This window comes from Streptomyces sp. NPDC002884, assembly GCF_040295245.1.
Taxonomy (GTDB): domain Bacteria; phylum Actinomycetota; class Actinomycetes; order Streptomycetales; family Streptomycetaceae; genus Streptomyces.
Genome location: NZ_JBEOVB010000001.1, coordinates 598,954 through 622,423 on the forward strand (window position 1 = coordinate 598,954; position 23,470 = coordinate 622,423).

Sequence of the window (23,470 nt, forward strand, 5' to 3'; positions counted from 1 at the left end):
CCCCGCCGACTCCGAGAGACGTAGCGTGCTCATACGACTACTACGGACCTATCTCAGGCCCTACAAGAAACCCATCGCCCTGCTGGTGGCACTGCAGTTCCTCCAGACCTGCGCCACCCTCTACCTGCCCACGCTGAACGCGCACATCATCGACAACGGCGTCGTCGAGGGGGACACCGGATACATCCTGTCCTTCGGCGGCGTGATGATCGCCATCTCGCTGGCGCAGGTCGTGTGCAACATCGGCGCCGTGTACTACGGCGCCAGAACCGCTTCCGCGCTCGGCCGGGACCTGCGGGCGGCGGTCTTCGACCGGGTGCAGTCCTTCTCCGCCCGGGAGGTCGGCCAGTTCGGCGCCCCCTCGCTGATCACCCGGACGACGAACGACGTCCAGCAGATCCAGATGCTGGCCCTGATGACGTTCACGCTGATGGTGTCGGCGCCCATCATGTGCGTGGGCGGGGTCGTGCTGGCGCTCGGCCTGGACGTGCCGCTGTCCGCGGTGCTCGTCGCCGTGGTGCCGGTGCTGGGCATCTGCGTGACGCTGATCGTGCGCCGGCTGCGGCCGCTGTTCCGGTCCATGCAGGTGAAGCTGGACACCGTGAACCGGGTGCTGCGCGAGCAGATCACCGGCAACCGGGTGATCCGCGCGTTCGTCCGCGACGAGTACGAGCAGCAGCGGTTCCGGAAGGCCAACGGCGACCTCACCGACATCTCGCTGAAGACCGGCAACCTGCTGGCGCTGATGTTCCCGGTGGTCATGACCACGGTGAACCTGTCGTCGATCGCCGTGGTGTGGTTCGGCGCCCACCGGATCGACAGCGGCGAGATGCAGATCGGCGATCTGACCGCGTTCCTCGCCTACCTCATGCAGATCGTCATGTCCGTGATGATGGCCACCTTCATGTTCATGATGGTGCCGCGCGCGGAGGTGTGCGCCGAGCGCATCCAGGAGGTGCTGGACACCTCGTCGTCCGTGGTTCCGCCGGTGGCTCCCGTCACCGAGCTGCGGCGGCACGGGCATCTGGAGATCCGGGGGGCCGGATTCCGCTATCCGGGCGCCGAGGAGCCCGTCCTGAAGTCCATCGACCTCGTGGCGCTGCCGGGCGAGACGACGGCCGTGATCGGCTCGACCGGCAGCGGCAAGTCCACGCTGCTCGGGCTGGTGCCCCGGCTGTTCGACGCCACCGAGGGCGAGGTGCTCGTCGACGGGGTGGCCGTCGCCGAGGTCGAGCCGGTGCTGCTGGCGAAGACCGTCGGACTCGTACCGCAGAAGCCGTACCTGTTCGCGGGCACGGTCGCCACCAACCTGCGCTACGGCAATCCGGACGCCACCGACGAGGAGCTGTGGCACGCGCTGGAGGTGGCGCAGGCCAAGGACTTCGTGAGCAGGCTGGAGAACGGCCTCGACTCCCCCATCGCGCAGGGCGGGACGAACGTCTCCGGTGGTCAGCGGCAGCGGCTCGCGATCGCCCGGACGCTCGTGCAGCAGCCGGAGATCTACCTCTTCGACGACTCCTTCTCCGCCCTCGACTACGCCACCGACGCGGCGCTGCGGGCGGCGCTCGGGCAGGAGACCGCCGAGGCGACCGTGGTGATCGTCGCCCAGCGGGTGGCCACCATCCGCGACGCCGACCGGATCATCGTCCTCGACGAGGGCCTGGTCGTCGGCACGGGCACCCACAGCGAGCTGATGGCGGACAACGAGACCTACCGGGAGATCGTTCTCTCCCAGCTCACGGAAGCGGAGGCTGCCTGATGGCCGGGCCCATGGGGCGCATGATGGCCGGCACCGGTCCCGACAGCCACTCGCTGGACTTCAAGGTGTCCGGCAGGCGGCTGCTCGCCCAGTTCAAGCCGGAGCGGTTCACCCTGTACGGGATGCTGTTCTGCGTGGTGCTGAGCGTCGGCCTGAACGTGGTGGGGCCGAAGATCCTCGGCAAGGCCACCGACCTGGTCTTCGCGGGCATCGTCGGACGGCAGATGCCGGCCGGGTCCAGCAAGGAGCAGGTCCTCGACTCGATGCGGGAGCGCGGCGAGGGCAGTGTCGCCGACATGCTCAGGAGCACCGACTTCACGCCCGGCAAGGGCATCGACTTCGGGTCGGTCGGCGAGGTCCTGCTGTTCGCGCTCGGGGTGTTCCTGATCGCCGGTCTGCTGATGGCGGTGGCGACGCGGCTGGTCAACAAGTCCGTCAACCGCACCATGTTCCGGATGCGCGAGGACGTGCAGACGAAGCTGTCCCGGCTGCCGCTGTCGTACTTCGACAAGCGTCAGCGCGGCGAGGTGCTGTCCCGCGCCACCAACGACATAGACAACATCGGGCAGACCCTCCAGCAGTCGATGGGCCAGCTGATCAACTCGCTGCTGACCGTCATCGGTGTGCTGGCGATGATGTTCTGGGTGTCGTGGATCCTGGCCCTGGTCGCGCTCGTCACGGTGCCGCTGTCGGCGGTCGTCGCCACCCGGGTGGGCAAGCGGTCCCAGCCGCACTTCGTGCAGCAGTGGCGCTCCACCGGCAAGCTCAACGCCCACATCGAGGAGATGTACACCGGCCACACGCTGGTGAAGGTGTTCGGCCGCCAGGACGAGTCGGCGCAGCAGTTCGCCGAGCAGAACGACGCGCTGTACGAGGCCGGGTTCAAGGCGCAGTTCAACAGCGGGGTCATGCAGCCGCTGATGATGTTCGTGTCGAACCTCAACTACGTGCTGGTCGCCGTGGTCGGCGGGCTGCGCGTCGCTTCGGGTTCCCTGTCCATCGGTGACGTGCAGGCGTTCATCCAGTACTCGCGCCAGTTCTCGATGCCGCTGACGCAGCTCGCGTCGATGGCGAACCTGGTGCAGTCCGGCGTGGCCTCGGCCGAGCGGGTCTTCGAACTCCTGGACGCGGAGGAGCAGGAGGCGGACCCGGTGGCGGCCGAGCAGCCCGCGGAGCTGCGCGGGCGGGTGGCGCTGGAGGGCGTGTCCTTCCGGTACGACCCGGAGAAGCCGCTGATCGAGGACCTGTCCCTGACGGTGGAGCCCGGCCACACGGTCGCCATCGTCGGCCCGACGGGCGCCGGCAAGACGACGCTGGTGAACCTGCTCATGCGGTTCTACGACGTCTCGGGCGGGCGCATCACCCTCGACGGGGTCGACATAGCGAGGATGTCCCGCGACGACCTGCGGGCCGGCATCGGCATGGTGCTCCAGGACACCTGGCTGTTCGGCGGCACCATCGCGGAGAACATCGCGTACGGGGCGTCGGGCGAGGTCACCCGCGGCGAGATCGAGGAGGCGGCGCGGGCCGCGCACGCCGACCGGTTCGTCCGTACCCTTCCCGACGGCTACGACACGGTGATCGACGACGAGGGCAGCGGGGTCAGCGCCGGTGAGAAGCAGCTGATCACCATCGCGCGGGCGTTCCTGTCCGACCCGACGATCCTGGTGCTCGACGAGGCCACCAGCTCCGTCGACACCCGCACCGAGGTACTGATCCAGAAGGCGATGGCGAAGCTGGCGCACGGGCGTACGTCGTTCGTCATCGCGCACCGGCTGTCGACCATCCGGGACGCCGACACGATCCTGGTGATGGAGAACGGCTCGATCGTCGAGCAGGGCACGCACACCGACCTGCTGGCGGCGGACGGGGCCTACGCGCGGCTGTACAAGGCACAGTTCGCGCAGGCACTGGCCGAGGTCGACTGAGGGCTTCCGGTCCGGAGACCCTCCGGGGGGACCGCTCGCGCCGGGTGACGGCGAGCGGTCCCGCTCAGTCCAGGTAGCCCCTCAGCTGGTCCGCGAAGGCGTGGTCGCGGAGTTTGTTGAGGGTCTTCGACTCGATCTGCCGGATCCGCTCGCGCGTCACGCCGAAGATGCGGCCGATCTCCTCCAGCGTGCGCGGCCGGCCGTCCGCCAGCCCGTAGCGCAGCTGGACGACCTTCCGCTCGCGTTCGCCGAGCGTGGAGAGCACGGCTTCCAGGTGCTCGCGCAGCAGCAGGAAGGCCGCCGACTCGACGGGGCTGGCCGCGTCGCCGTCCTCGATGAGGTCGCCGAGGGCCACGTCGTCCTCCTCGCCCACCGGGGCGTGCAGCGAGACCGGCTCCTGGGCCAGCCGCAGGACCTCTCCGACGCGTTCGGGCAGCAGGTCGAGCTGGGCGGCGACCTCTTCCGCGGTCGGCTCGTAGCCGCGCTCCTGGAGCATCCGGCGCTGGACGCGGACGACCCGGTTGATGAGCTCGACGACATGGACCGGGACGCGGATGGTGCGGGCCTGGTCGGCCAGCGCGCGGGACATGGCCTGGCGGATCCACCAGGTGGCGTACGTGGAGAACTTGTAGCCGCGGGCGTAGTCGAACTTCTCGACCGCCCGGATCAGGCCGAGGTTGCCCTCCTGGACGAGGTCGAGCATGGTGAGCCCGCGCCCGACGTACCGCTTGGCGACGGAGACGACGAGCCGCAGGTTGGCCTCGATGAGGCGGCGCTTGGCCATGCGGCCCAGGACGACCAGGCGGTCGAGGTCGAGGGCCAGTTGGCTGTCCAGGTCGGTCGCGCCGGCCAGCTTCTCCTCGGCGAACAGGCCGGCCTCCACGCGGCGGGCCAGGTCGACCTCCTCGGCCGCGGTGAGCAGCGGGATGCGGCCGATCTCGCGCAGGTACTGCCGGAACAGGTCCGAGGAGGGGCTGCCGTTGTCGGTGGCCCGGGCGCGGGGCGGCGTGACGGGCTCGGGGGCGTCCTCGGGAGTCTCCTCCAGGGCCTCGGCGGGCGGCTCGGTCTCGGGCTCGGCCTGTGTCTGCGGGTGCGCTTCCGCGTGGGGCTCCGGGGCGGTCCCGGGCTGGGTCTCGGGGTGGTGCGCGGCACGGTTCTGCGGCGGGACGGCGGCCAGGACGTCGGCCTCGGCGTCCGGTTCCGTGCCGTCGGCCGTGCCGGCACCGGTGGTACCGGCCGTACTCTCGGCAGTGCTGACGGTCTGGGTCAGGGTCTGGGTCTGCACGGGGGCGACCTCCAGGATGATCGCTGCTGAGGTGAGCAGCAGCGGTACTTCGGGGCGGAGTCGGCGGCCACGCCGCGTCCGTCCGGGATCGGCCGCGCTCCGAGGACTCAGGCACCGCACCCCAGTGTGGAGTACGACACACAGCCGCCACGAGGGGCGTGCGGCGACTTTTTGAGTCCGGTCAGTGACCGCGTGGTTACCCTGCCGCGGGCGGACGGCTCAGAGAGCGGACGGGCCCTCGTGCTGCAACGCCCTGTCGTACCTGGTCAGGATCATCATCTCGTTCTGGACGGCGGCCGACTGGGCCGGGTCCGTGTGGCCGAGACGGGTCAGCGTGCCCTGGAGATCGGTGAGCCTGCGGGTCACGGCCCTGCGGCGGACCGTCACCAACTGCTCCCCCGCGTAGTTCTCGTCGACCGTGCGGCGCATGATCGCCTCGACCGCGAGCTCCGTCACCATCGCGCGGACCGCGTCGTCGGGCGCGGCCTCCCGGACCCGGACGAGGTACTCCTGCCCGTCCTGGACGCCGAACCCGGCGCCGCCCGCGTCCTGGATCGCCTGGCGTACGGCGGCGTAGGGGGCGGCGGTGAACTCGTCGAGCCCGTACGCGTCGAAGGCCGGGGAGACCAGTTCGGGGCGCTGGAGGGCGAGCTTCAGCAGCTCGCGTTCGGTGGCGTAGACGGCGTTGCGGAGATTGAGGGCGGGGCCGCCCGCGGCGGGCCGGGCGGCGGACTCGTACGACTGGGACTGGGGGCCACGGGCCGGCGCCGGGCCCTTGCCGCCCCGGTCGCGGGCCCAACGGGCCAGCTGGGCGACCCTCTTGACGACGAACTGGGTGTCCAGGATGCCGAGCATGCCGGCCAGCTGGACGGCGACCTCGTGCTGGGCTCCGCTGTTCTTGATGCGGGCGACGATGGGCGCGGCCTCGTCGAGGGCGGCGGCGCGGCCCGCCGGGGTGTCGAGGTCGTAGCGGACGACGATCTGGCGGAGCGCGAACTCGAAGAGCGGCGTACGGGGTTCGACCAGGTCGGCGACCGCCTCGTCGCCCTTCGCGAGGCGCAGGTCGCAGGGGTCCATGTTGTCCGGCGCGATGGCGATGTACGTCTCGGCGGCGAACTTCTGGTCGTCCTCGAAGGCGCGCAGGGCCGCCTTCTGGCCGGCCGCGTCGCCGTCGAAGGTGAAGATGACACGGGCGCTGCCGTTGTCCATGAGGAGCCGGCGGAGGATCTTGATGTGGTCGCCGCCGAAGGCCGTGCCGCAGGTCGCGATGGCGGTGGTGACGCCGGCCAGGTGGCAGGCCATGACGTCGGTGTACCCCTCGACGACGACCGCGCGGCTGGACTTGGCGATGTCCTTCTTCGCGAGGTCGATGCCGTAGAGGACCTGGGACTTCTTGTAGATCGCCGTGTCGGGCGTGTTGAGGTACTTGGGCCCGTTGTCGGTCTCGTAGAGCTTGCGCGCGCCGAAGCCGACGACCTCTCCGCCGATGTCGCGGATGGGCCACATCAGCCGGCCCCGGAAGCGGTCGATGGGCCCGCGGCGGCCTTCCTGGGCGAGCCCGGAGAGGAGCAGTTCCTTGTCGGTGAAGCCCTTGCCGCGCAGGAAGCGGGTGAGGTGGTCCCAGCCCTGGGGGCTGTAGCCGACGCCGAAGTGGACGGCCGCGGACTGGTCGAAGCCGCGCTCGGCGAGGAAGATCCGGCCGGTGTCGGCCTCGGGCCCGGTGGCGAGCTGTTCCGCGTACCACTCGGCGGCGACCTTGTGGGCCTCCACCAGCCGGATGCGTTCGCCGCGCTGGTGGGCGGGGTTGTAGCCGCCCTCCTCGTAACGCAGGGTGATGCCGGCCTGGGCGGCGAGCCGCTCGACCACCTCGGAGAAGGTGAGGTGGTCGACCTTCATCACGAACGTGATGGTGTCGCCGCCCTCCTGGCAGCCGAAGCAGTGGAAGAGCCCCTTGCTCGGGCTGACCTGGAAGGACGGTGACTTCTCGTCGTGGAACGGGCAGAGGCCCTTGAGGTTGCCGCCGCCCGCGTTGCGCAGCTGGAGGTACTCGGACACCACGGCGTCGATCGGGACCGCGTCCCGTACCGCCTTCACGTCCTCGTCGTTGATCCGTCCTGCCACGTGGTGATTCTACGGGGGCGCGGTGACATCTCCGGCGGGCCGCGGTGCCCTTGGGGTGCGCGGGGCTGTGCCGTGTGCGGCCCGCCCGCGGGGGAGCGGCCGCACCGCACACGACCCGCGTCGGCCGGCCACAGCCCCACGCACCGCCGGAACCCGGCCTCAGGCGCCGAGGTCCTCCAGCGGCACCCGGGGGTCGGCCAGGGCCTCCGTGTCGATCCGCTCGCGCGAGCGGATCAGCTTCTGGATCGGCTCTGTGACGTCCCACACGTTCACGTTCATCCCCGCGAGGAGGCGGCCCTCCTTCAGCCAGAACGCGACGAACTCCCGCTTGCCCGCGTCGCCGCGGATCACCACCTCGTCGTACGTCCCCGGCGGGGCCCAGCCGCTGTACTCCATGCCCAGGTCGTACTGGTCGGAGAAGAAGTAGGGCACCCGGTCGTAGACGACGTCCTTGCCGAGCATCGCGCGGGCGGCCGCCGGGCCGCCGTTGAGGGCGTTGGCCCAGTGCTCGACGCGCAGCCGGGTGTCGAAGAGCGCGTGCGGGAAGGACGCGACGTCGCCGGCCGCGTGGATGTCGGGGTCGGAGGTGCGCAGCCGGGCGTCGACCGCGATCCCGCCGCCGTGCGCGCGGTCGGCGAGGGTGAGGCCCGCCGCCTCCGCGAGGCCCGTGCGGGGGGCCGCGCCGATCGCCGCGAGGACGTCGTGCGCCGGGTGTTCCTCGCCGTCGTCGGTGCGGACGGCGAGCACCATGCCGTCCTGGCCGACGATCTCGGTGAGGCGGGTGCCGAAGTGGAAGCGGACGCCGTGCTCGCGGTGCAGATCGGCGAAGACGCTCCCGAGCTCCGGGCCGAGGACGCCGTGCAGCGGGGTGGGCTCCGGCTCGACGACGGTGACCTCGGCACCGTACTCACGGGCCGCCGCCGCGATCTCCAGGCCGATCCAGCCGCCGCCCGCGATCACGATGTGGCCGTTGTCACGGCCGAGGGCGGCCAGCACGCCCTTGAGGCGCTCGGCGTGCGAGAGCCGGCGCAGATGGTGCACGCCCGCGAGGTCGGTGCCGGGGATGTCCAGCCGGCGGGGCTCCGCGCCGGTGACGAGGAGCAGTTTGTCGTAGTGGACGAGCGTGCCGTCGTCACCGAAGCGGACCGTCTTCGCGGTGCGGTCGATCGCGTCGACGGTCTGGCCGAGGTGCAGCTCGATGTCGTTCTGCGCGTACCAGGCGGGCTCGTGCACGAAGACGCTCTCCCGCGTCTCCTTGCCGAGCAGGAAGCCCTTGGAGAGCGGCGGCCGCTCGTAGGGGTGGTCGCGTTCGTCGCAGATCAGTATCACGCGGCCGGTGAAGCCCTCCGCCCTCAGCGTCTCGGCCGCCTTGGCGCCGGCCAGGCCTCCTCCGACGATGACAAATGTCTGATCCGCGTCGACCACGTGATGCCTCCTACCGGGGATCCGGGGGGTGGTCCCCCGGATAACACTGTGCGTGCCGCCACATGCGAGCGTCCCGCACGCAGCGTGATGCGTGCGTGCCGCCACATGCGAGCGTCCCGCACGCAGCGTGATGGGGGAAGGGGGACGTGCCCGATCAGGGCACGTCGGGTCACGTTCCGGGCCCGTTCGGGCGCACCCGGTCCGCACTTGTCAGGATCTCGTCCGCTCCGTCAGACGGCTGTGCAGCGAGCGGGCCGAGGCGTCGGTGAGGGACGCGATCTGGTCGACGACGACCCGCTTGCGGGAGCGGTCGTCGGGCGCCTGGTCGAACAGGGCGCGGAACTGGGGGTCGAGGCCGTCGGGGGCGCGGGCGGTGAGCGCCTCGGCGAGCTCGGTGATGACCACGCGCTGGTCGGCGCGCAGGAGTTCCTGTTCGGCGCGCTGCATGACGTACCGGTCGGCGACCGCCTTGAGGACCGCGCACTCCAGGCGCGCCTCTTCGGGTACGACGAGCTCGGCCTCGTAACGGGTGAGGCGCCCGTTTCCGTACCGTGCGCGTGTGGCGCCCTCGGCGGCCAGGCAGAAGCGGCCGATGAGCTGGCTGGTGGCGTCCTTCAGCCGGGCCTGGGCGGCCGCCGTGCCGTCGTACCCGTGCGGCCACCAGTCCTGGTCCTGGAGTCGGTCCAGGGCGGCGGCGAGCGCGGCCGGATCGGTGTCGGCGGGGACGTAGCGGCCGACGGCGACCCGGAAGATCTCCTGGCGCTCCGGTTCGGCGTGCAGGCAGTTGGGGTCGATGTGCCCCGCGTGCAGGCCGTCCTCCACGTCGTGCACCGAGTACGCCACGTCGTCGGCCCAGTCCATGACCTGCGCCTCGAAGCACGTCCGCGTACCGGGGGCCGCCGCGCGGACCCAGTCGAAGACGGGCCTGTCGTCCTCGTACACGCCGAACTTGGGGGACGCCGGGTCGGCGGGACGGGCGCCGCGGGGCCAGGGGTACTTGGTGGCGGCGTCGAGGGTGGCCCGGGTGAGGTTGAGGCCCACGGAGCCCTCGGCGGTGAAGCGCTTGGGTTCGATGCGGGTGAGGAGCCGCAGCGACTGGGCGTTGCCCTCGAAGCCGCCGCAGTCCCGCGCGAACTCGTTCAGCGCCTGTTCGCCGTTGTGACCGAAAGGGGGGTGCCCGAGGTCGTGGGAGAGGCAGGCCGCCTCGACCAGGTCGGGGTCGCAGCCGAGGGCGGCGCCGAGCTCGCGGCCCACCTGGGCGCACTCCAGGGAGTGGGTGAGCCGGGTGCGGGGGGTGGCGTCCCAGGCGTCGGTGCGGGTGCCCGGTGTGACCACCTGGGTCTTGCCGGAGAGCCTTCTCAGGGCGGACGAGTGCAGCACGCGGGCGCGGTCCCGTTGGAAGGCGGTCCGGCCGGGGCGTTTGTCCGGCTCGGGGGCCCAGCGGGCGACTGACGTCGGGTCATAAGGGGTGTCGAGGTGTGCGGTGCCTTCCATGCCTCGACAGTAAGCGGCGGGGGTGACAATCAGGTGGTACCGGGCGCCTGACCGGCTGTCGGGTCCGGCCCGTCGGCGGTCCGGGCCGTCGGTCCCGCGCGTCGGCACGTCGGCGGTCCGGCGCGGCGGGTCCGGCACGGCGGCGGGTCCGGCACGGCGGTGGGTCCGGCGGGTCCGGCGCGGCGGTGGGTCCGGTGGGGCCGGTGGGTCCGGCGGGTCCGGTGGGTCCGGTGGGTCCGGTGGGTCCGGGCCGGTCGGGGGTCTCAGGCCGACGCCAGTTCGGGGGCCGCGTTCGCCGGGGTCGCCCGCGCCTGGTCGTAGCGGTGCAGGAGCAGGCTCGCCATGGCCGGATGGGTGCCCAGCGGAGCGGACGCGATCCAGGGGGCCGCCTGCGCGGACTCGGTCGCGAAGCGGCCGGGGGCCGTGAAGTAGGAGGCGACCGCCACCCGGTCGCGGCCCCGCGCGGCCAGGGCGCGCAGCGCCGTCGGGACGGTCGGGGTCGCCGTGGAGGCGTACGCGGGGACCACCGGGACGCCCAGACGGCGTGCCAGGAGACGGGCCGTACGGCGGGTGTCGACGGCCGAGTCGGGGTCGCGGGAGCCCGCCGCCGCCAGGACGACCGCGCTCGTCCGGCGCTCCTCCTGCGTCATGTCCGGGCGCCAGCCCGCCTCGACCAGGCGGGTGTACAGGGTCTCCACGAGGAACGGGTGCGGGCCGAGGGGTGCGGCCACGCGCGTGTGCACCCGCGCCTGCGCGGCCGTCTCGGGGATGTCCCGCCTGACGTGGTAGCCGCGGGCCAGGAGGAGCGGGACCAGGACGGCGTCCGTCGTGCCGTGGGCGTCGAGGTCGGCGAGGGTGTCCGACAGCAGCGGCTCGTTGAGCTCGATGTGGCCGAGGTGCACCGGCAGGCCGGGACGCTGCTCGCGGACGCGGTCCAGGAGCGTGCGGACGGTGCTCAGCGCGCGGGGGTCGCGGCTGCCGTGGGCGACGACGACCAGCGCGGGCGGGCCGGGACGCCGGCGGCCGTCGAGCTGGACGAGGCTGAGCTGGCTGGCGAGCTGGGAGCTGATCCGGTTCATGATGTGCGCCGTACTGTCGAGGTGGACTTCGGACTCGTCGTACTGAGCGGGCGACGCCTTCATGAACAGATCCTGACGGCTCGAGGTTGCACCCCCGTTGCCTGACCGTCACGAGTGTTTTCGGGTCGTTCACTGCGTGCCCGGGCGCGGTGTGAGATGTGGCTCGTGGTGCGAGGGGCGTGCGAGGGGCGAACCGGATCACCGTCGGCTGCGTCTTCCGGGGCCGAAGGAGCTTTCGACCTGTTCGACCTGGGGGGAACACCGTATGGACATCCGTCGACCGCGGCTGCCGCGCACCCGTGCCGGCCGGCGGCGGCTGGTGCAGGCCGTGATGGCCGGGTGCGTGCTCGCGCTGCTGCCGGCCACCTGGCTGTACGTGTCCACGGCCGGCCGGCTCCGTACGACCGCCGACGCGCCGCGCACCGAGGTCGCCGTCGTGTTCGGCGCCGGTCTGTGGGACGGCGAGCCCTCGCCGTATCTCGCGCACCGGCTGGACGCGGCGGCGAAGCTGTACCGGGAGGGCCGTATCGAGGTCGTGCTCGTGACGGGCGACAACAGCCGCGAGGACTACGACGAGCCCGACGCCATGCGCACGTATCTGACCGGGCACGGGGTGCCCGACGCGCGGATCGTCAGCGACTACGCCGGTTTCGACACCTGGGACTCCTGCGTCCGCGCCAAGAAGATCTTCGGGGTCGACCGGGCCGTGCTGATCAGCCAGGACTTCCACATCCGGCGGGCCGTCGCCCTGTGCGAGGCGGCGGGGGTGGACTCGTACGGGGTCGGCGTCGCCGCCAAGCACGACGTGACCTGGTACTACGGGGGCGCACGGGAGGTTCTGGCGGCCGGCAAGGCGGCCCTGGACGCGGTGTTCGAGCCGGACCCCAGGTTCCTCGGACCGAGGGAAGCGGGAGTGACGAAGGCCCTCGCCGGCGACCGGTGAGGGCCGGGGGTGCCGATGTGGCTGCGGCGGGGGCGCGGCTGCCGGCGGGGCGAGGGGGCGGCTGCCGGCGGGGCGAGGGGGCGGCTGCCGGCGGGGCGGGGGTACGGCTGCCGGCGGGGCGGGGGTACGGCGACCGGTGAGGCGGGGGTGCGGCTGCGGATGCGGCGGGTCCGCCCCTGTGGGCGCCTCACGGTGGGTCCGGTCCGGTGAGGAGGGCACCACCACACCGCCGTAACAGGAGACCGCACGGCGCGTAACACGGCCGAAGCACGCTGGAGCGTATGCCGACCACTTCGACGCCCACCCACTGCCCGTACTGCGCCCTGCAGTGCGGGATGGCCCTGTCGCCCCTGCCCACGGGTGGCGTCGAGGTGGTCGAGCGCCCGGACTTCCCGGTGAACCGGGGCGCGCTGTGCGGCAAGGGCCGTACGGCGCCCGCCGTGCTCTCCTCCCGGGTGCGGCTGACCTCCCCGTTGGTGCGGTCCGGCGACACGCTCGTACCGGCCACCTGGGAGGAGGCGCTGGACCGGATCGCCGGGGAGTTCCGCAGGGTGCGCTCCGAGCGCGGGGCCGACGCGCTCGGCGTGTTCGGCGGGGGCGGGCTGACGAACGAGAAGGCGTACACGCTCGGCAAGTTCGCGCGGGTCGTGCTCGGCACCTCGCAGATCGACTACAACGGCCGTTTCTGCATGTCGTCCGCGGCGGCGGCGGGCATCAAGGCCTTCGGGCTCGACCGGGGGCTCCCCTTCCCGCTGGAGGACATCCCGAGGACGGGGTGCGTGATCCTCGTCGGATCCAACCTCGCCGAGACCATGCCGCCCGCTCTGCGGTTCTTCAACGAACTGCGGGAGAACGGCGGCACGCTGATCGTGATCGACCCGCGCCGCACGAAGACCGCCGAGCAGGCCGACCTGCACCTCGCACCCCGGCCCGGGACGGATCTCGCGCTGGCGCTGGGCCTGCTGCACCTGATCGTCGCCGAGGGGCGGGTCGACGAGGAGTACGTGCGGGAGCGGACCAGCGGCTGGGAGGAGACGCGGGCGGCCGCCATGGCGCACTGGCCGGAGTACGTGGAGCGGATCACGGGGGTGTCCGTTCCACAACTCCGCGAGACCGTACGGCTGTTCTGCGAGCCCGAGGCCGCGATGGTGCTCACCGCGCGCGGGCCCGAGCAGCAGTCCAAGGGCACCGACACGGTCGGCGCGTGGATCAACCTCTGCCTGGCGACCGGGCGGGCCGGTCGACCGCTCAGCGGCTACGGCTGCCTCACCGGCCAGGGCAACGGACAGGGCGGGCGCGAGCACGGCCAGAAGGCCGACCAGCTGCCCGGCTACCGCAAGCTGGACGACCCGGCGGCCCGACGGCACGTCGCCGAGGTCTGGGGCGTGGACCCGGACTCGCTGCCCGGGCCCGGGCGCAGCGCGTACGAGCTGCTGGACGCGCTGGGGACCGACATCCGGTCGCTGCTGCTGATGGGGTCGAACCCGGTGGTGTCGGCGCCGCACGCCGCGCACATCGAGGAGCGCATCAAGTCCCTCGAGTTCCTCGCCGTCTGCGATGTCGTCCTGTCGGAGACGGCGGCCCTCGCGGACGTCGTCCTGCCGGTCACCCAGTGGGCGGAGGAGACGGGGACGACGACCAGCCTGGAGGGACGGGTCCTGCTGCGGCGCCGGGCGATCACCGCCCCCGAGGGGGTACGGAGCGACCTGGAGGTCCTGCACGAGCTGGCGGCACGGCTGGGCGTCGAGAAGGGCTTCCCGACCGAACCCGAGGAGGTCTTCGAGGAGCTCCGGCGGGCCAGCGCGGGCGGCATCGCGGACTACTCCGGCATCACCTACGCGCGCCTGGCGGAGGACGGCGGGACCGGCGTGTTCTGGCCCTGCCCGGCGGAGGGTGAGAGTGACGCCGGGGGCGAGAGTGACGCGGGGGGCGACCGGCGGCGCAACGGGGCGGCCGGGGGCGATGCGCAGGCCGAGGCCGGCGCGGCGATCGAGGCCGGCGCGGCGGCCGAGAGGGGGCGGGGGGCGGCCGGTACGCCTCGGCTCTTCCTCGACCGGTTCGCCACGGAGGACGGGCGGGCGCGCTTCGTGCCGGTCTCGCACCGGCCCAACGCCGAGGAACCGGACGACGAGTACCCCGTCCTGCTCACCACCGGACGGGTCGTGGCGCAGTACCAGTCCGGCGCCCAGACCCGCCGGGTGGACGAGCTGAACGCCGCCGCGCCCGGCCCGTTCGTCGAGCTGCACCCCCGGCTGGCGGCGCGGCTCGGCGCGGCCGAGGGCGACCGGCTGGCCGTGGTGTCGCGGCGCGGACGGGCGGTGGCCCCCGCCCGGATCACCACCAAGATCCGCCCCGACACCGTCTTCATGCCGTTCCACTGGCCGGGCGAGGGCCGCGTCAACACGCTGACCAACCCGGCGCTGGACCCGACCTCGCGCATGCCGGAGTTCAAGGTGTGCGCGGTGCGGGTGGAGATCGCCGGGTAACCGGCCGCCGGCGGGCTAGCCGGGCAGGCGCAGCGCGAGGCCGTCCAGGACGACCTCCAGGCCGTACCGGAACTTCTCGTCGCGCAGCGCGACCGGGTCGGCGGCCGTCGCGGCGGCGTCCGCGTAGCCGTCGGCGAGATGCTCGTGCCCGGCCGCGGCCCGCTGGGCGGCAGGCATGAGGCGGGCGATGAAATCGGACTCGCTCTCTCCCGAGCGGGCGACCGTGGTGAGCCAGGCGGCCTCGGTGGTGCTCATGCCGATGACGTACGACAGGACGGTGTCGATGGCGCGGCTCGGCTCGGGGAACCCGGCGGCCGTGAACAGCGCGGCGAGGCGCTCGGAGAAGGACATGAGGTTGGGGCCGAGGTAGGCGAGACCCGCCTGGCCGAGAACCGACGACAGCCAGGTGTGGCGCAGACTCGTCGCGCGGAAGGCGGCGGCGGCCTCGGTGACGGCCGTCCGCCAGTCGGGGGCGTCCGCGTCCGGGACGTGGATCTCGGCGGCGACCTCGTCGACGGCCAGCTCCATCAGCTCGTCCTTGGTGGCGACGTGCCGGTACAGGGAGGTCGCGCCGGCGTTCAGCCGGGCGCCCAGCTTGCGCATGCTCAGCGCCTCGATGCCGTCGGCGTCCAGCATGGCGACCGCCTCGCGGACGATCGAGTCCCGGCTGAGCGTCGGCTGATCGGGCTCCCGGCGCTGCCTGGCCCAGACGGACGGCACGGACGGCACGGGCTGCGGGTTCTTCGTCCTGGCGGCCATGGGCGCTCCCATTCCTCTTCCTCGGTCCGTACTGCTGCGTCGCGTACTGCCGCATCGCGCATCGCCGTGCGGCGACGGGTTCGGCGCGTACATCGTGCGCTTCCAGCGTACAGAGTTCGATGGTTGCGCACACTGTTCCACTCTGCATACAGTGTGCGCACCGAACGGAACGCTGTACGCAATGACCGGAACAGTGTGCGCATCGAGAGAACGTTGTGCGCACGACCGAAGGGACAGGACGCCGTCATGGAGAACCCCGGGAAAATCCGCGACCCCCGCCGCTGGTGGATCCTCGTCGTGCTGTGTCTGAGCACGGTGGTCCTGACCATCGACAGCATGGCGCTGACCGTCGCGATCCCCTCGATGACCGAGGACATCGGCGCGAGCGCCCAGGACACCCAGTGGATCCTGGACTCCTACATCCTTGTCTTCGCCGGCCTCCTGCTGACCTCCGGCAGCCTCGGCGACCGCTTCGGCCGCCGCAAGGTCATGCTGCTCGGCCTGCTGCTCTTCGGGACGGCCTCACTGGCCGCGACGCTCTGCACCGACCCGGGCGAGGTGATCGCCGTGCGCACCACGATGGGCGTCGGCGGGGCGCTGATCATGCCGTCCACCCTCTCGATCCTCATCACCGTCTTCGACGACGAGGAGCGCGGCAGGGCGATGGCGGCGTGGGGTTCCGTGTCGATGCTGGGGCTGGTCGGCAGCCCGGTCCTGGGAGGCGTCCTGATCGACCACTTCTCCTGGCACTCGATCTTCCTCATCAACGTCCCGGTCGTCGCGCTCGCCGTCGTCGCCGCCGTGGTCCTGATGCCGGAGTCGAAGGCGCCCTGGCAGAAGCCCGACCCGCTGGGCGCGGTGCTCTCCGCGGTCGGCATGACCGCCCTGGTCTGGTGGATCATCGAACTCCCGCAGCACGGCGCGTTCGGCGGCCGCTCGACGCTCTCGCTGGCGGTCGCCGTGGCCGGCCTGGCCGGCTTCGTGATCTGGGAGAACGTCACATCCGCCCCGATGGTCCCGCTGGTTCTCTTCAAGCACCGCAACTTCAGCGGCGGTTCGCTGTCGCTGGCCCTGGTCCAGATCGGCAACGGCGGCCTGCTGCTGGTCCTCACCCAGTACCTGCAGTTCGTCCTCGGCTACTCCCCCGTCAAGGCGGGCCTCGCCTTCCTGCCCCTCGCCGTCGCCGCGCTGATCGGCAACGGCATGGGCGTGAAGCTGGCCGAGAAGATCGGCAACCGGTTCGTGATCCTGTCCGGGATGCTGGTGATGACGACCTGCTTCGCCCTGCTGACGACGGTCGACGCCGACTCGGGCTTCACCGTCCCGGCCATCGCCCTCGGGCTGCTCGGCCTCGGCGCGGGACTGGCGATGCCGGCGGCCGTCGGCGCGCTGATGGGCACCATCCCCGAGGACAAGGCGGGCGTCGGCTCGGCCCTCAACGACACCGTCCAGCAGGCCGGCACCGCCCTCGGCATCGCGATCCTCGGCTCGCTGCTGACCAGCGGCTACGCGGCCGAGATGCCGTCCGACGCCCCCGAGGCCGCCCGGCAGTCGATCGGCGGGGCGCTGGCGGTGGCCGGCCAGGACGCGGGCCTGGTCCGGGCGGCCCGGGAGGCCTTCACCGCCTCGATGACGACGACCTTCACGGTGAGCGCGATCGGTGTCCTGACGGCGGCGGTCCTGGCGACCCTGGTGATGCGGGACGGCAAGCCGGAGCAGGAGCAGGAGCAGCCCGTGGCCGGGGCCCCGGTGACGGAGCCCGAGCCTGCGGTCTGAACCGGACGCCTGAGCCGGACGTCTGAACCGGACGTCTGAACCGGACGCCTGAGCCGCCGTCCGGGCGGCAGGTCTTCCGTTGCGAGAAGGCCGGCATCCTGCGGGGTGCCGGTCTTCCGCGTGGCCGACGGCGTGCGACGCGGCCGGGCCGCCGCCGGCCGACCACCGCCGACCGACCGCGGTCAACCGGCGTCTGCCGGCCGGCGTGTGTCAACCGGCGCCTGTCAGCCGGCGGCCGCCCAGCCCGGGATCGCGGGCAGGACCTTCTGCGCGATGCTCAGCAGGGCCGCGTCGTCCGGTCGCACGTTGTCCTGGCGCCAGATGGCGAGTTCGTAGGAGCCGCCGCCGTCCTTGGTGTCCGGGGCGACCATGAGCACGCGGGCGGTACCGCCGGGGGCGGTGTCGGACTTGTCGCCGCCGAGGTCGAAGCTGAAGGCGATCGTCTGGCTCGAGTAGAGCACCGCGGGGTGGCTCACGACCGTCTTCGCCTCCGCTTCGCTCAGCAGGTCCTCCATCCCCGCGATGGGGAGGTCGTCGTAGGACCGCGAGAGCTGCACGGTGTACGTGTCCAGCCGGACGGTCCCCTCGGGGGTGGGAATCTCGGTGCCGCTCGCCATCTTGACCGAGCCGTCACTGCCGTAGGCCGTGACCGCGTGCTCCTGCGGAGTGCCGAGAAGCGCCGGCAGGTCCGCGCGGTTCAGCGCGGTGCACAGCTCCGTCCCGGAGATGTGGTGCGCCGCGTGCGCCTTCTCGGTGGCCTTCTTGTCGTCGTCGTCGGAGCGGCACACCGCCGGCTTGTCGGCGGCCACGGCGGCGTTCTGCGCGTCGTTCTTCTGGATCACGTACAGCCCGCCCCCGAGCGCGCCGACCACCACCAGCGCCGCGATGGCCTGAGCCCATGCGTTCGGGCCCTTCTCGGGCGCGGCAACTATCTCCGCCATGTCCCCCATTACCCCCATTACCCCCGGTACTCCCTGCTCGCGCGGGATGCGCGCTGGGGGAGCGTAACGGGTGATCCAGCCACGGGGAAGCGGGATTCCTCACCAGTAGGTCACGTCCAACACCCGCGCGCAGTGCGGATCCCCGCCGTCCGCCACCATCCGCTCCGTCTCCCCTCCGACCAGCGAGGGGAGCGCCGCGATCAGCGCCGTCAGCGCTCCGGTCGTCCGGACGTCGGCGGCTGTCACCCCCGGGAGTCCGTCGGCCCGGAAGTACAGCCGCACCCGGTCCTGGTCCAGGAGGAGAAACCCGTGCAGGAGGGGATCCGCCGAGTGGTTCTCGTCGAAGCACGACGACCGGACCAGGGTCCGCACCAACCGAAGCCCCCGGTCGGCGGCCGTCTCGTCGGCACGCGGCACGACCGCCGGGTCCACGGGAACGAACGGCATCCCCATCACGGTGCCCGACACGGCCGGCCGGCCGCCCTCACCGCACAGGGTGCGCAGCATCCCGATGACGTCGTACGCGGTCACACAGTCCTCGCCGACGAGGAGCGGAAACTCGTAGAGCGTCGACTCCCCTGTGTCCACGGCGTCCACGGGCCCGACGACGACCCGCACGCCATCGGCGCCACCGGGGGCGGGCAGCACACCGCGCACGTACGACGTCCCGACGAGCGGGGCGTGAAGATGCTGAAGCATGAGGGGGATCAGGTCCGCCTGATCCCGCACGGTCTCGTCGTCCACGGTCTCGTCGTCCACGGCCTCTTCGCCCACGGTGTCTTCGTCCACAGGTGCATTGTCGAGGCCGGGGCTCGAGACGCGACACGGCGGCCGACCGTGTCGGCGCGGCCCGGCGGGGCACGGACGGACCCGGGCGGCCTGCACTCGCAGTACGGCTGCCTCAGCGGCTCCTGCTTGCCCGTTCCCGGCGGGCCGCTGGTCATCACGGTGACCGACGGCTGACAGTCGTGACCGCGCACGGTCGCCCCGGTCCCCGGGGTTCGGGACCGGGGCGACCGCGTACACCGCCGGGAAAGGGTCAGTTCACGTTGACCGCCGTCCAGGTTGCCGCTACCGCGTTGTACTCCGTGGTGCCCGTGCCGTAGAGGTCACGGGCCGCGTTCAGGGTGGCTGTTCTCGCCGCCGCGTAGTTCGTCGAGGACGTCATGTAGACGGTCAGGGCGCGGTACCAGATCGCGCCGAGCTTGTCGCGGCCGATGCCGGTGAGCGTCGAGCCGTTGTACGTCGGGGAGTTGTAGGTGACGCCGTTGACGGTCTTGGTGCCGCTGCCCTCCGCGAGGAGGTAGGCGAAGTGGTTGGCGACCCCGGAGGAGTAGTGGACGTCGAGGTTGCCGACCGAACTGCTCCAGTAGTCGGCGGAGTTGCCGTCCTTGCTCGGCTTGTCCATGTAGCGCAGGGCGTCCCGGCCGAAGCCGGAGCGGACGATCTTCTCGCCGATGAGGTAGTCGCCGGAGTCCGAGGCGTTCCCGGCGTAGAACTCGACCAGGCTGCCGAAGATGTCGGACGTCGCCTCGTTCAGGCCGCCCGACTCCCCCGAGTAGGTCAGCTTGGCGGTCTTGGAGGTCACGCCGTGGGACATCTCGTGACCGGCCACGTCCAGGGCGACCAGCGGGCCCAGCTGGGTGCCGTCACCGTCGCCGTAGGTCATGCAGAAGCAACTGTCGTCCCAGAAGGCGTTGTTGTAGCTGTTGCCGTAGTGGACGCGGTTGTAGGAGCCCTTGCCGTCGTTGCCGATGCCGTTGCGGCCGTGCACGTTCTTGTAGTAGTCCCAGGTCACGTCGGTGCCGTACTGGGCGTCGACGGCGGCCGTGGAGCGGTCCGCCGTGGCGCCGGTGCCCCAGTGGTTGTCGGTGTCCGTGAAGAGGGTCGCGGGGGCGCGGCTGATGCAGATGCCGAAGATGCACAGGTCGGTCTTGTTGGCCGCGTCGCCGGTGTACGTGTTGCCGCGGGTCGGGTCCTTGAGCTGGTACGTCGATCCCGAGAGGGTCGTCTCCAGCGGGACCGTGCCGCCGTACAGGGACTTGCCGTCGCCCGTGGCGGTCTCGATGGTGTCCCAGGCGTCGATCTGGGCGCCGGTGCGCGCGTCGGTCAGCACCGCGCGGGCGACCGGGTTGCCGAGCGTGTCCAGGGCGACGACGTCGGTCCGCCAGGCCAGCTTCGGGGCGCCGTGCAGCGCGTCGACGACCAGCTGCGGCTTGGCCTTCACCTGCTTCAGCGTCTCGCCGAGGTTGGCCGCGCGCAGGGCGTTCACGGCGACGTCGGCGGCCTTGGGGGCGGACACCCGCGGGGTGATGCTCGACAGGGAGATCGCCGTCCTCGTCGCCCGGTTCGCGCTGCGGTACGCGCCGTCGGGGGCCAGGTGGACGATGAAGTCGCCGCCCAGGACGGGGAGTTCGCGGTAGGTGCGGTCGTAGCGGACGTGCTGGGTGCCGTCCTTGTCGACGACCACGTCACGGACGGAGGTGCCCTGTACGGAGGTGAGGCCGAGGGTCGCCGCGTGGTCGGCGAGGACCGCCGCCGCGTTGTCGAGCGCTGTCGCCCGGGTCGGCCTGTCGGCCGCGTCGGCGACCGGGGAGAGTACGGCGGCCAGGAGCGTGGCCGTGGTGGCGGCGATACCGGCGGTGGCGAGACGGGAACCTCGGACGTGCTGCCGTATCCGACTCATCAGTGTCTTCGGTCTCCTCGAGAAGGCGCCGTGGGGGCGCGTGTGGGGGTGGCCTGTGGGTGGCCTGTGGAGGTGGCGCTGATGTCGTCCTGGCATTTAAGAGGGCATGACATGTCATGTCCATAGCGCATACGCGATGGACCGGTGAGGGGGCGGTGAGGGGAGAGAATCGTTTCCGTGAGCGCCCCGGAACTCCCCTTCTTCGTCTACGGCACCCTCCGCCCCGGCGAGGTCAACCACGACCTCCTCCTGCGCGGACACACCCTCCGCGAGGAACCGGCCCGGCTGTCGGGAGCGGTGCTCTACCGGGGCCCCGGCTACCCCTACGCGGTGGAGGAGCCGGGCGGGACGGTGGCCGGCGAACTCGTCACACCCCACCCGCGGGCGTACGCGCGACTGCTCGCCGAGCTCGACCGGCTCGAGGAGTACACGCCGGGCGACCCGCGCAACCTGTACGAGCGGGTCGAGCGCGAGGTGGCAGTGGCCGGGGCCGGGGCCGGCCTCGGGGACGGGGGCGGGGACGGGGCGGTCCGGCCGGGCGGGGTTCGTCCCGTGCGCGCCTGGGTGTACGTCGCCGCACCCGCCGTCGCCGACCGTCTGCGGGCCCGGGGCGAACCGATCGAGAGCGGGGACTGGCTCGCCACCCGGCGGTGACCCCACCCGGCCCGGCGGCGGTCACCCGTTCACCCGCCCCGTGCGCGCTTTTCCGTGCCGGGCCGTCCGCACGCCGGTGACCTGGTGAAACCCACGCACGGGCCACTCTCCCGCACGCACATCTGACACCCATTCATCCCATTCCTGACGCTCCCTCAGGAAGCGCGCTCGCCGCGCTGCGACTTACCTCGGAAGGGCAGGGAGACTCGAAGAGCTCGAAGGAGCACCGATGCGACGCACCGCCCGTCGTACCGCACGTCGTGCCGCACATGTGCTGACCGGTACCGCGCTGGCCGTCATCGCCACGGCCGGGTTCGCCGCACCCGCCCACGGCGCCGGCGCCGGAACCCGTGCCGGAAGTCTGGAGGTGTACCCCTCCACCGCGGTGCCGGGCGGAACGGTCTCGGTGAACACGGCGGCGTGCGGGGACGGCGGAGCGGCGACGGGCGACGCCGGGGCGGTGGGCGCCGGTCGCTTCCCGCTGGCGCCCGGCGCGCAGGAGGGCGAGGCGATCGGCCGGTTCCGGGTGCCGCCGAGCGCGCAGCCGGGGACGTACGAGATCGTCGCGGAGTGCGCCGCGGGCGGACGGCGCGTCACCGGGGACCTGGTGGTCGTGCTGGCCTCGGACCGGCAGCCGGCCCAGCCGGTGCAGCCGCGAGGAAGTGTGAAGACGGGGGTCGGCGGCGCACTGGGCCCCGACCCCGTACAGACCGCGGCCGGTGTGGCGGCTCTCGCCGTCGCCGCCGCGGGCGGTACCTGGCTCCTGCATCGCCGGGCGAGAGGCGACGGGATCTGACGGACACCCTCCGCTGTCCGTCCGCCGGTACCGCATGTCCCCTCCCCCTCCGGGTCCGACGCCCCTCGCGGCCCGGAGGGGGAACGGGGTTCCCCCCGACCAGGAGCTGCACGGAAGGCGTTCGCGCGAGGAATCACGGAGAAGGGTCCTGGGATGCGCAGGGTCGGCAACATCGCCATAGCGACCGTCACCGTGATCGCTCTGGGCAGCGGCGCCTGGCTGCTGCACAGCGGCACGGAGACACACGCCCCGCCGCAGCCTTCCGCGGCCGAGGCCCACTCGAACGGCCCGGACGTACGGGCCCGGTCCGCCCCGGCGCTGCCGCCCTCCCCGCCCGACCGGGTCCGTATCCCCTCGATCCACGTGGACGCCCCGCTGACGGGCCTCGCCCTCACCCCGGCCGGCAGCCTCGACGTCCCGCCCGCCGGGAAGAAGAACCTGGCCGGCTGGTACGAGGCCGGCACCACTCCCGGCGAGACGGGCACGGCGATCGTCGCCGGCCATGTCGACAACGCCGACGGCCCGGCCGTCTTCTACGACCTGGGCGCCCTGCGCAAGGGCAGTGCCGTCGAGGTGGACCGGCGCGACGGAAGCGTGGCCGTGTTCACCGTGGACGCCGTCGAGGTCTACCGGGCGCACGACTTCCCCGACGAGAAGGTGTACGGGGCGGCGAGCAGGCCGGAGCTGCGGGTGATCACCTGTGGCGGGGGCTACACGAAGTCGACCGGCTACCAGGGGAACGTCGTCGTGTTCGCACACCTCACCTCCTCGCGCGCCTGACCGCCGCCATTGCTTCGGGCTTGTCGCGGATTGGTTAACTCCCCACCACCTGCCGGGAGATGGCAGATGATCGGAGCATGCGTTCTCAGGACCAGCACGACACCACCGCGCCTCCTGCCCGGACGACACCCGCTGCCGCGCGCGCTACCGCCACCGCCGGCCCGGCCCCGTTGTCCGCAGGACCGGTCGGCCCCGGTGGCACGCCGACCGCGGACCGGTTACTGGCGTTGCAGCGCACGGCCGGCAACGCCGCCGTCGCCCAGGCGCTGGAACAGCAGCGGCAGGCCCGGCGCCACACGCACGGACCCGCCTGCGGCCACGACGACTCCGCGCCCCCGCAACGTCCCCCGCACGAACCCGCCTCCGCCCCCGTCCAGCGCCACGCGCACGGACCCGCCTGCGGGCACGACGAGTCCGCGCCCCCGCAACGTCCCCCGCACGAACCCGCCTCCACCCCCGTCCAGCGCCACACGCACGGACCCGCCTGCGGCCACGACGACTCCGCGCCCCCGCAACGTCCCCCGCACGAACCCGCCTCCGCCCCCGTCCAGCGCCACG

16 protein-coding genes and 2 pseudogenes are annotated in these 23,470 nt (G+C 72.2%); 9 read left to right on the forward strand and 9 right to left on the reverse strand.

Going from position 1 to position 23,470, the window contains the following annotated elements; translation table 11 throughout:
* The first annotated feature begins 25 nt into the window (after window positions 1-25).
* Together ABT070_RS02670 and ABT070_RS02675 are read left to right on the forward strand one after the other, a co-directional pair.
* Window positions 26-1,759 carry an ABC transporter ATP-binding protein gene (locus ABT070_RS02670; protein WP_351753599.1) on the forward strand — a complete coding sequence of 578 codons (1,734 nt, stop codon included), beginning with the start codon at window positions 26-28 and terminating at the stop codon, window positions 1,757-1,759.
* Window positions 1,759-3,687, forward strand: coding sequence for an ABC transporter ATP-binding protein (locus ABT070_RS02675; RefSeq protein WP_351753602.1), 1,929 nt, complete (start codon window positions 1,759-1,761; stop codon window positions 3,685-3,687). Before ABT070_RS02670 ends, ABT070_RS02675 begins: the two co-directional genes overlap by 1 nt.
* A 64-nt stretch (window positions 3,688-3,751) precedes the next feature.
* Here ABT070_RS02675 and ABT070_RS02680 read toward each other — a convergent pair.
* The 5 genes and pseudogenes from ABT070_RS02680 to ABT070_RS02700 form a co-directional block, all read right to left on the reverse strand.
* Window positions 3,752-5,087: pseudogene (locus ABT070_RS02680) on the reverse strand (sigma-70 family RNA polymerase sigma factor).
* Window positions 5,088-5,191: 104 nt separating this feature from the next.
* On the reverse strand, window positions 5,192-7,093 hold the full coding sequence (gene dnaG, locus ABT070_RS02685) for a DNA primase (RefSeq protein WP_351753605.1): 1,902 nt from the start codon (window positions 7,091-7,093) through the stop codon (window positions 5,192-5,194).
* Window positions 7,094-7,252: 159 nt separating this feature from the next.
* Window positions 7,253-8,518 carry an NAD(P)/FAD-dependent oxidoreductase gene (locus ABT070_RS02690; protein ID WP_351753607.1) on the reverse strand — a complete coding sequence of 422 codons (1,266 nt, stop codon included), beginning with the start codon at window positions 8,516-8,518 and terminating at the stop codon, window positions 7,253-7,255.
* Between the two features lie 210 nt (window positions 8,519-8,728).
* Window positions 8,729-10,012 (reverse strand): deoxyguanosinetriphosphate triphosphohydrolase, encoded by a 1,284-nt coding sequence (locus tag ABT070_RS02695; protein ID WP_351753610.1) that lies wholly within the window; start codon window positions 10,010-10,012, stop codon window positions 8,729-8,731.
* Window positions 10,013-10,275: 263 nt separating this feature from the next.
* Entirely contained in the window at window positions 10,276-11,154 is an 879-nt protein-coding gene (locus ABT070_RS02700; RefSeq protein ID WP_351753613.1) for a sirohydrochlorin chelatase, read from the reverse strand.
* Window positions 11,155-11,356: 202 nt separating this feature from the next.
* Between ABT070_RS02700 and ABT070_RS02705 the strand changes: the two genes are divergently transcribed.
* Window positions 11,357-12,034, forward strand: a complete 678-nt coding sequence (locus tag ABT070_RS02705) for a SanA/YdcF family protein (RefSeq protein ID WP_351753615.1) — start codon at window positions 11,357-11,359, stop codon at window positions 12,032-12,034.
* A gap of 281 nt (window positions 12,035-12,315) precedes the next feature.
* The gene (locus ABT070_RS02710) at window positions 12,316-14,520 is read left to right on the forward strand and encodes a molybdopterin oxidoreductase family protein (protein WP_351753618.1); all 2,205 of its coding nucleotides are present in this window, start codon (window positions 12,316-12,318) and stop codon (window positions 14,518-14,520) included.
* 15 nt (window positions 14,521-14,535) lie between these two features.
* On the opposite strand, the gene ABT070_RS02715 is transcribed toward ABT070_RS02710, so the two are convergent.
* Entirely contained in the window at window positions 14,536-15,279 is a 744-nt protein-coding gene (locus ABT070_RS02715) for a TetR/AcrR family transcriptional regulator C-terminal domain-containing protein (RefSeq protein WP_351753621.1), read from the reverse strand.
* A 246-nt stretch (window positions 15,280-15,525) separates the two neighbouring features.
* Between ABT070_RS02715 and ABT070_RS02720 the strand changes: the two genes are divergently transcribed.
* Window positions 15,526-17,055, forward strand: coding sequence for an MFS transporter (locus ABT070_RS02720; protein ID WP_351753623.1), 1,530 nt, complete (start codon window positions 15,526-15,528; stop codon window positions 17,053-17,055).
* Window positions 17,056-17,279: 224 nt separating this feature from the next.
* Here the strand turns inward: ABT070_RS02720 and ABT070_RS02725 are convergent, their stop codons facing one another.
* The 3 genes from ABT070_RS02725 to ABT070_RS02735 all read right to left on the reverse strand — a co-directional run bounded on the left by ABT070_RS02725 (window position 17,280) and on the right by ABT070_RS02735 (window position 20,682).
* The gene (locus ABT070_RS02725) at window positions 17,280-17,996 is read right to left on the reverse strand and encodes a DUF6215 domain-containing protein (protein ID WP_351753626.1); all 717 of its coding nucleotides are present in this window, start codon (window positions 17,994-17,996) and stop codon (window positions 17,280-17,282) included.
* A gap of 99 nt (window positions 17,997-18,095) precedes the next feature.
* Window positions 18,096-18,785 carry a hypothetical protein gene (locus ABT070_RS02730; RefSeq protein ID WP_351753629.1) on the reverse strand — a complete coding sequence of 230 codons (690 nt, stop codon included), beginning with the start codon at window positions 18,783-18,785 and terminating at the stop codon, window positions 18,096-18,098.
* Between the two features lie 250 nt (window positions 18,786-19,035).
* Window positions 19,036-20,682, reverse strand: coding sequence for a M4 family metallopeptidase (locus ABT070_RS02735; protein ID WP_351753632.1), 1,647 nt, complete (start codon window positions 20,680-20,682; stop codon window positions 19,036-19,038).
* Between the two features lie 177 nt (window positions 20,683-20,859).
* Here ABT070_RS02735 and ABT070_RS02740 point away from each other — a divergent pair, with 177 nt between their 5' ends.
* The 4 genes and pseudogenes from ABT070_RS02740 to ABT070_RS02755 form a co-directional block, all read left to right on the forward strand.
* Entirely contained in the window at window positions 20,860-21,336 is a 477-nt protein-coding gene (locus tag ABT070_RS02740; protein ID WP_351753634.1) for a gamma-glutamylcyclotransferase family protein, read from the forward strand.
* 229 nt (window positions 21,337-21,565) lie between these two features.
* Entirely contained in the window at window positions 21,566-22,132 is a 567-nt protein-coding gene (locus ABT070_RS02745) for a GVDTG sorting domain-containing protein (protein ID WP_351753635.1), read from the forward strand.
* A gap of 153 nt (window positions 22,133-22,285) precedes the next feature.
* Window positions 22,286-22,912 (forward strand): class F sortase, encoded by a 627-nt coding sequence (locus ABT070_RS02750; protein ID WP_351753637.1) that lies wholly within the window; start codon window positions 22,286-22,288, stop codon window positions 22,910-22,912.
* Window positions 22,913-22,989: 77 nt separating this feature from the next.
* Window positions 22,990-23,470: pseudogene (locus ABT070_RS02755) on the forward strand (hypothetical protein); the annotation flags it as partial.

Bases quoted from the DNA above. Each gene is read 5' to 3' on its own strand.
- ABT070_RS02675 (WP_351753602.1), top strand. From the start codon at position 1,759: ATGGCCGGGCCCATGGGGCGCATGATGGCCGGCACCGGTCCCGACAGC.
- ABT070_RS02695 (WP_351753610.1), bottom strand. From the start codon at position 10,012: ATGGAAGGCACCGCACACCTCGACACCCCTTATGACCCGACGTCAGTC.
- ABT070_RS02700 (WP_351753613.1), bottom strand. From the start codon at position 11,154: ATGAAGGCGTCGCCCGCTCAGTACGACGAGTCCGAAGTCCACCTCGAC.
- ABT070_RS02705 (WP_351753615.1), top strand. From the start codon at position 11,357: ATGGACATCCGTCGACCGCGGCTGCCGCGCACCCGTGCCGGCCGGCGG.
- ABT070_RS02710 (WP_351753618.1), top strand. From the start codon at position 12,316: ATGCCGACCACTTCGACGCCCACCCACTGCCCGTACTGCGCCCTGCAG.
- ABT070_RS02715 (WP_351753621.1), bottom strand. From the start codon at position 15,279: ATGGCCGCCAGGACGAAGAACCCGCAGCCCGTGCCGTCCGTGCCGTCC.
- ABT070_RS02720 (WP_351753623.1), top strand. From the start codon at position 15,526: ATGGAGAACCCCGGGAAAATCCGCGACCCCCGCCGCTGGTGGATCCTC.
- ABT070_RS02725 (WP_351753626.1), bottom strand. From the start codon at position 17,996: ATGGCGGAGATAGTTGCCGCGCCCGAGAAGGGCCCGAACGCATGGGCT.
- ABT070_RS02735 (WP_351753632.1), bottom strand. From the start codon at position 20,682: ATGAGTCGGATACGGCAGCACGTCCGAGGTTCCCGTCTCGCCACCGCC.
- ABT070_RS02745 (WP_351753635.1), top strand. From the start codon at position 21,566: ATGCGACGCACCGCCCGTCGTACCGCACGTCGTGCCGCACATGTGCTG.
- ABT070_RS02750 (WP_351753637.1), top strand. From the start codon at position 22,286: ATGCGCAGGGTCGGCAACATCGCCATAGCGACCGTCACCGTGATCGCT.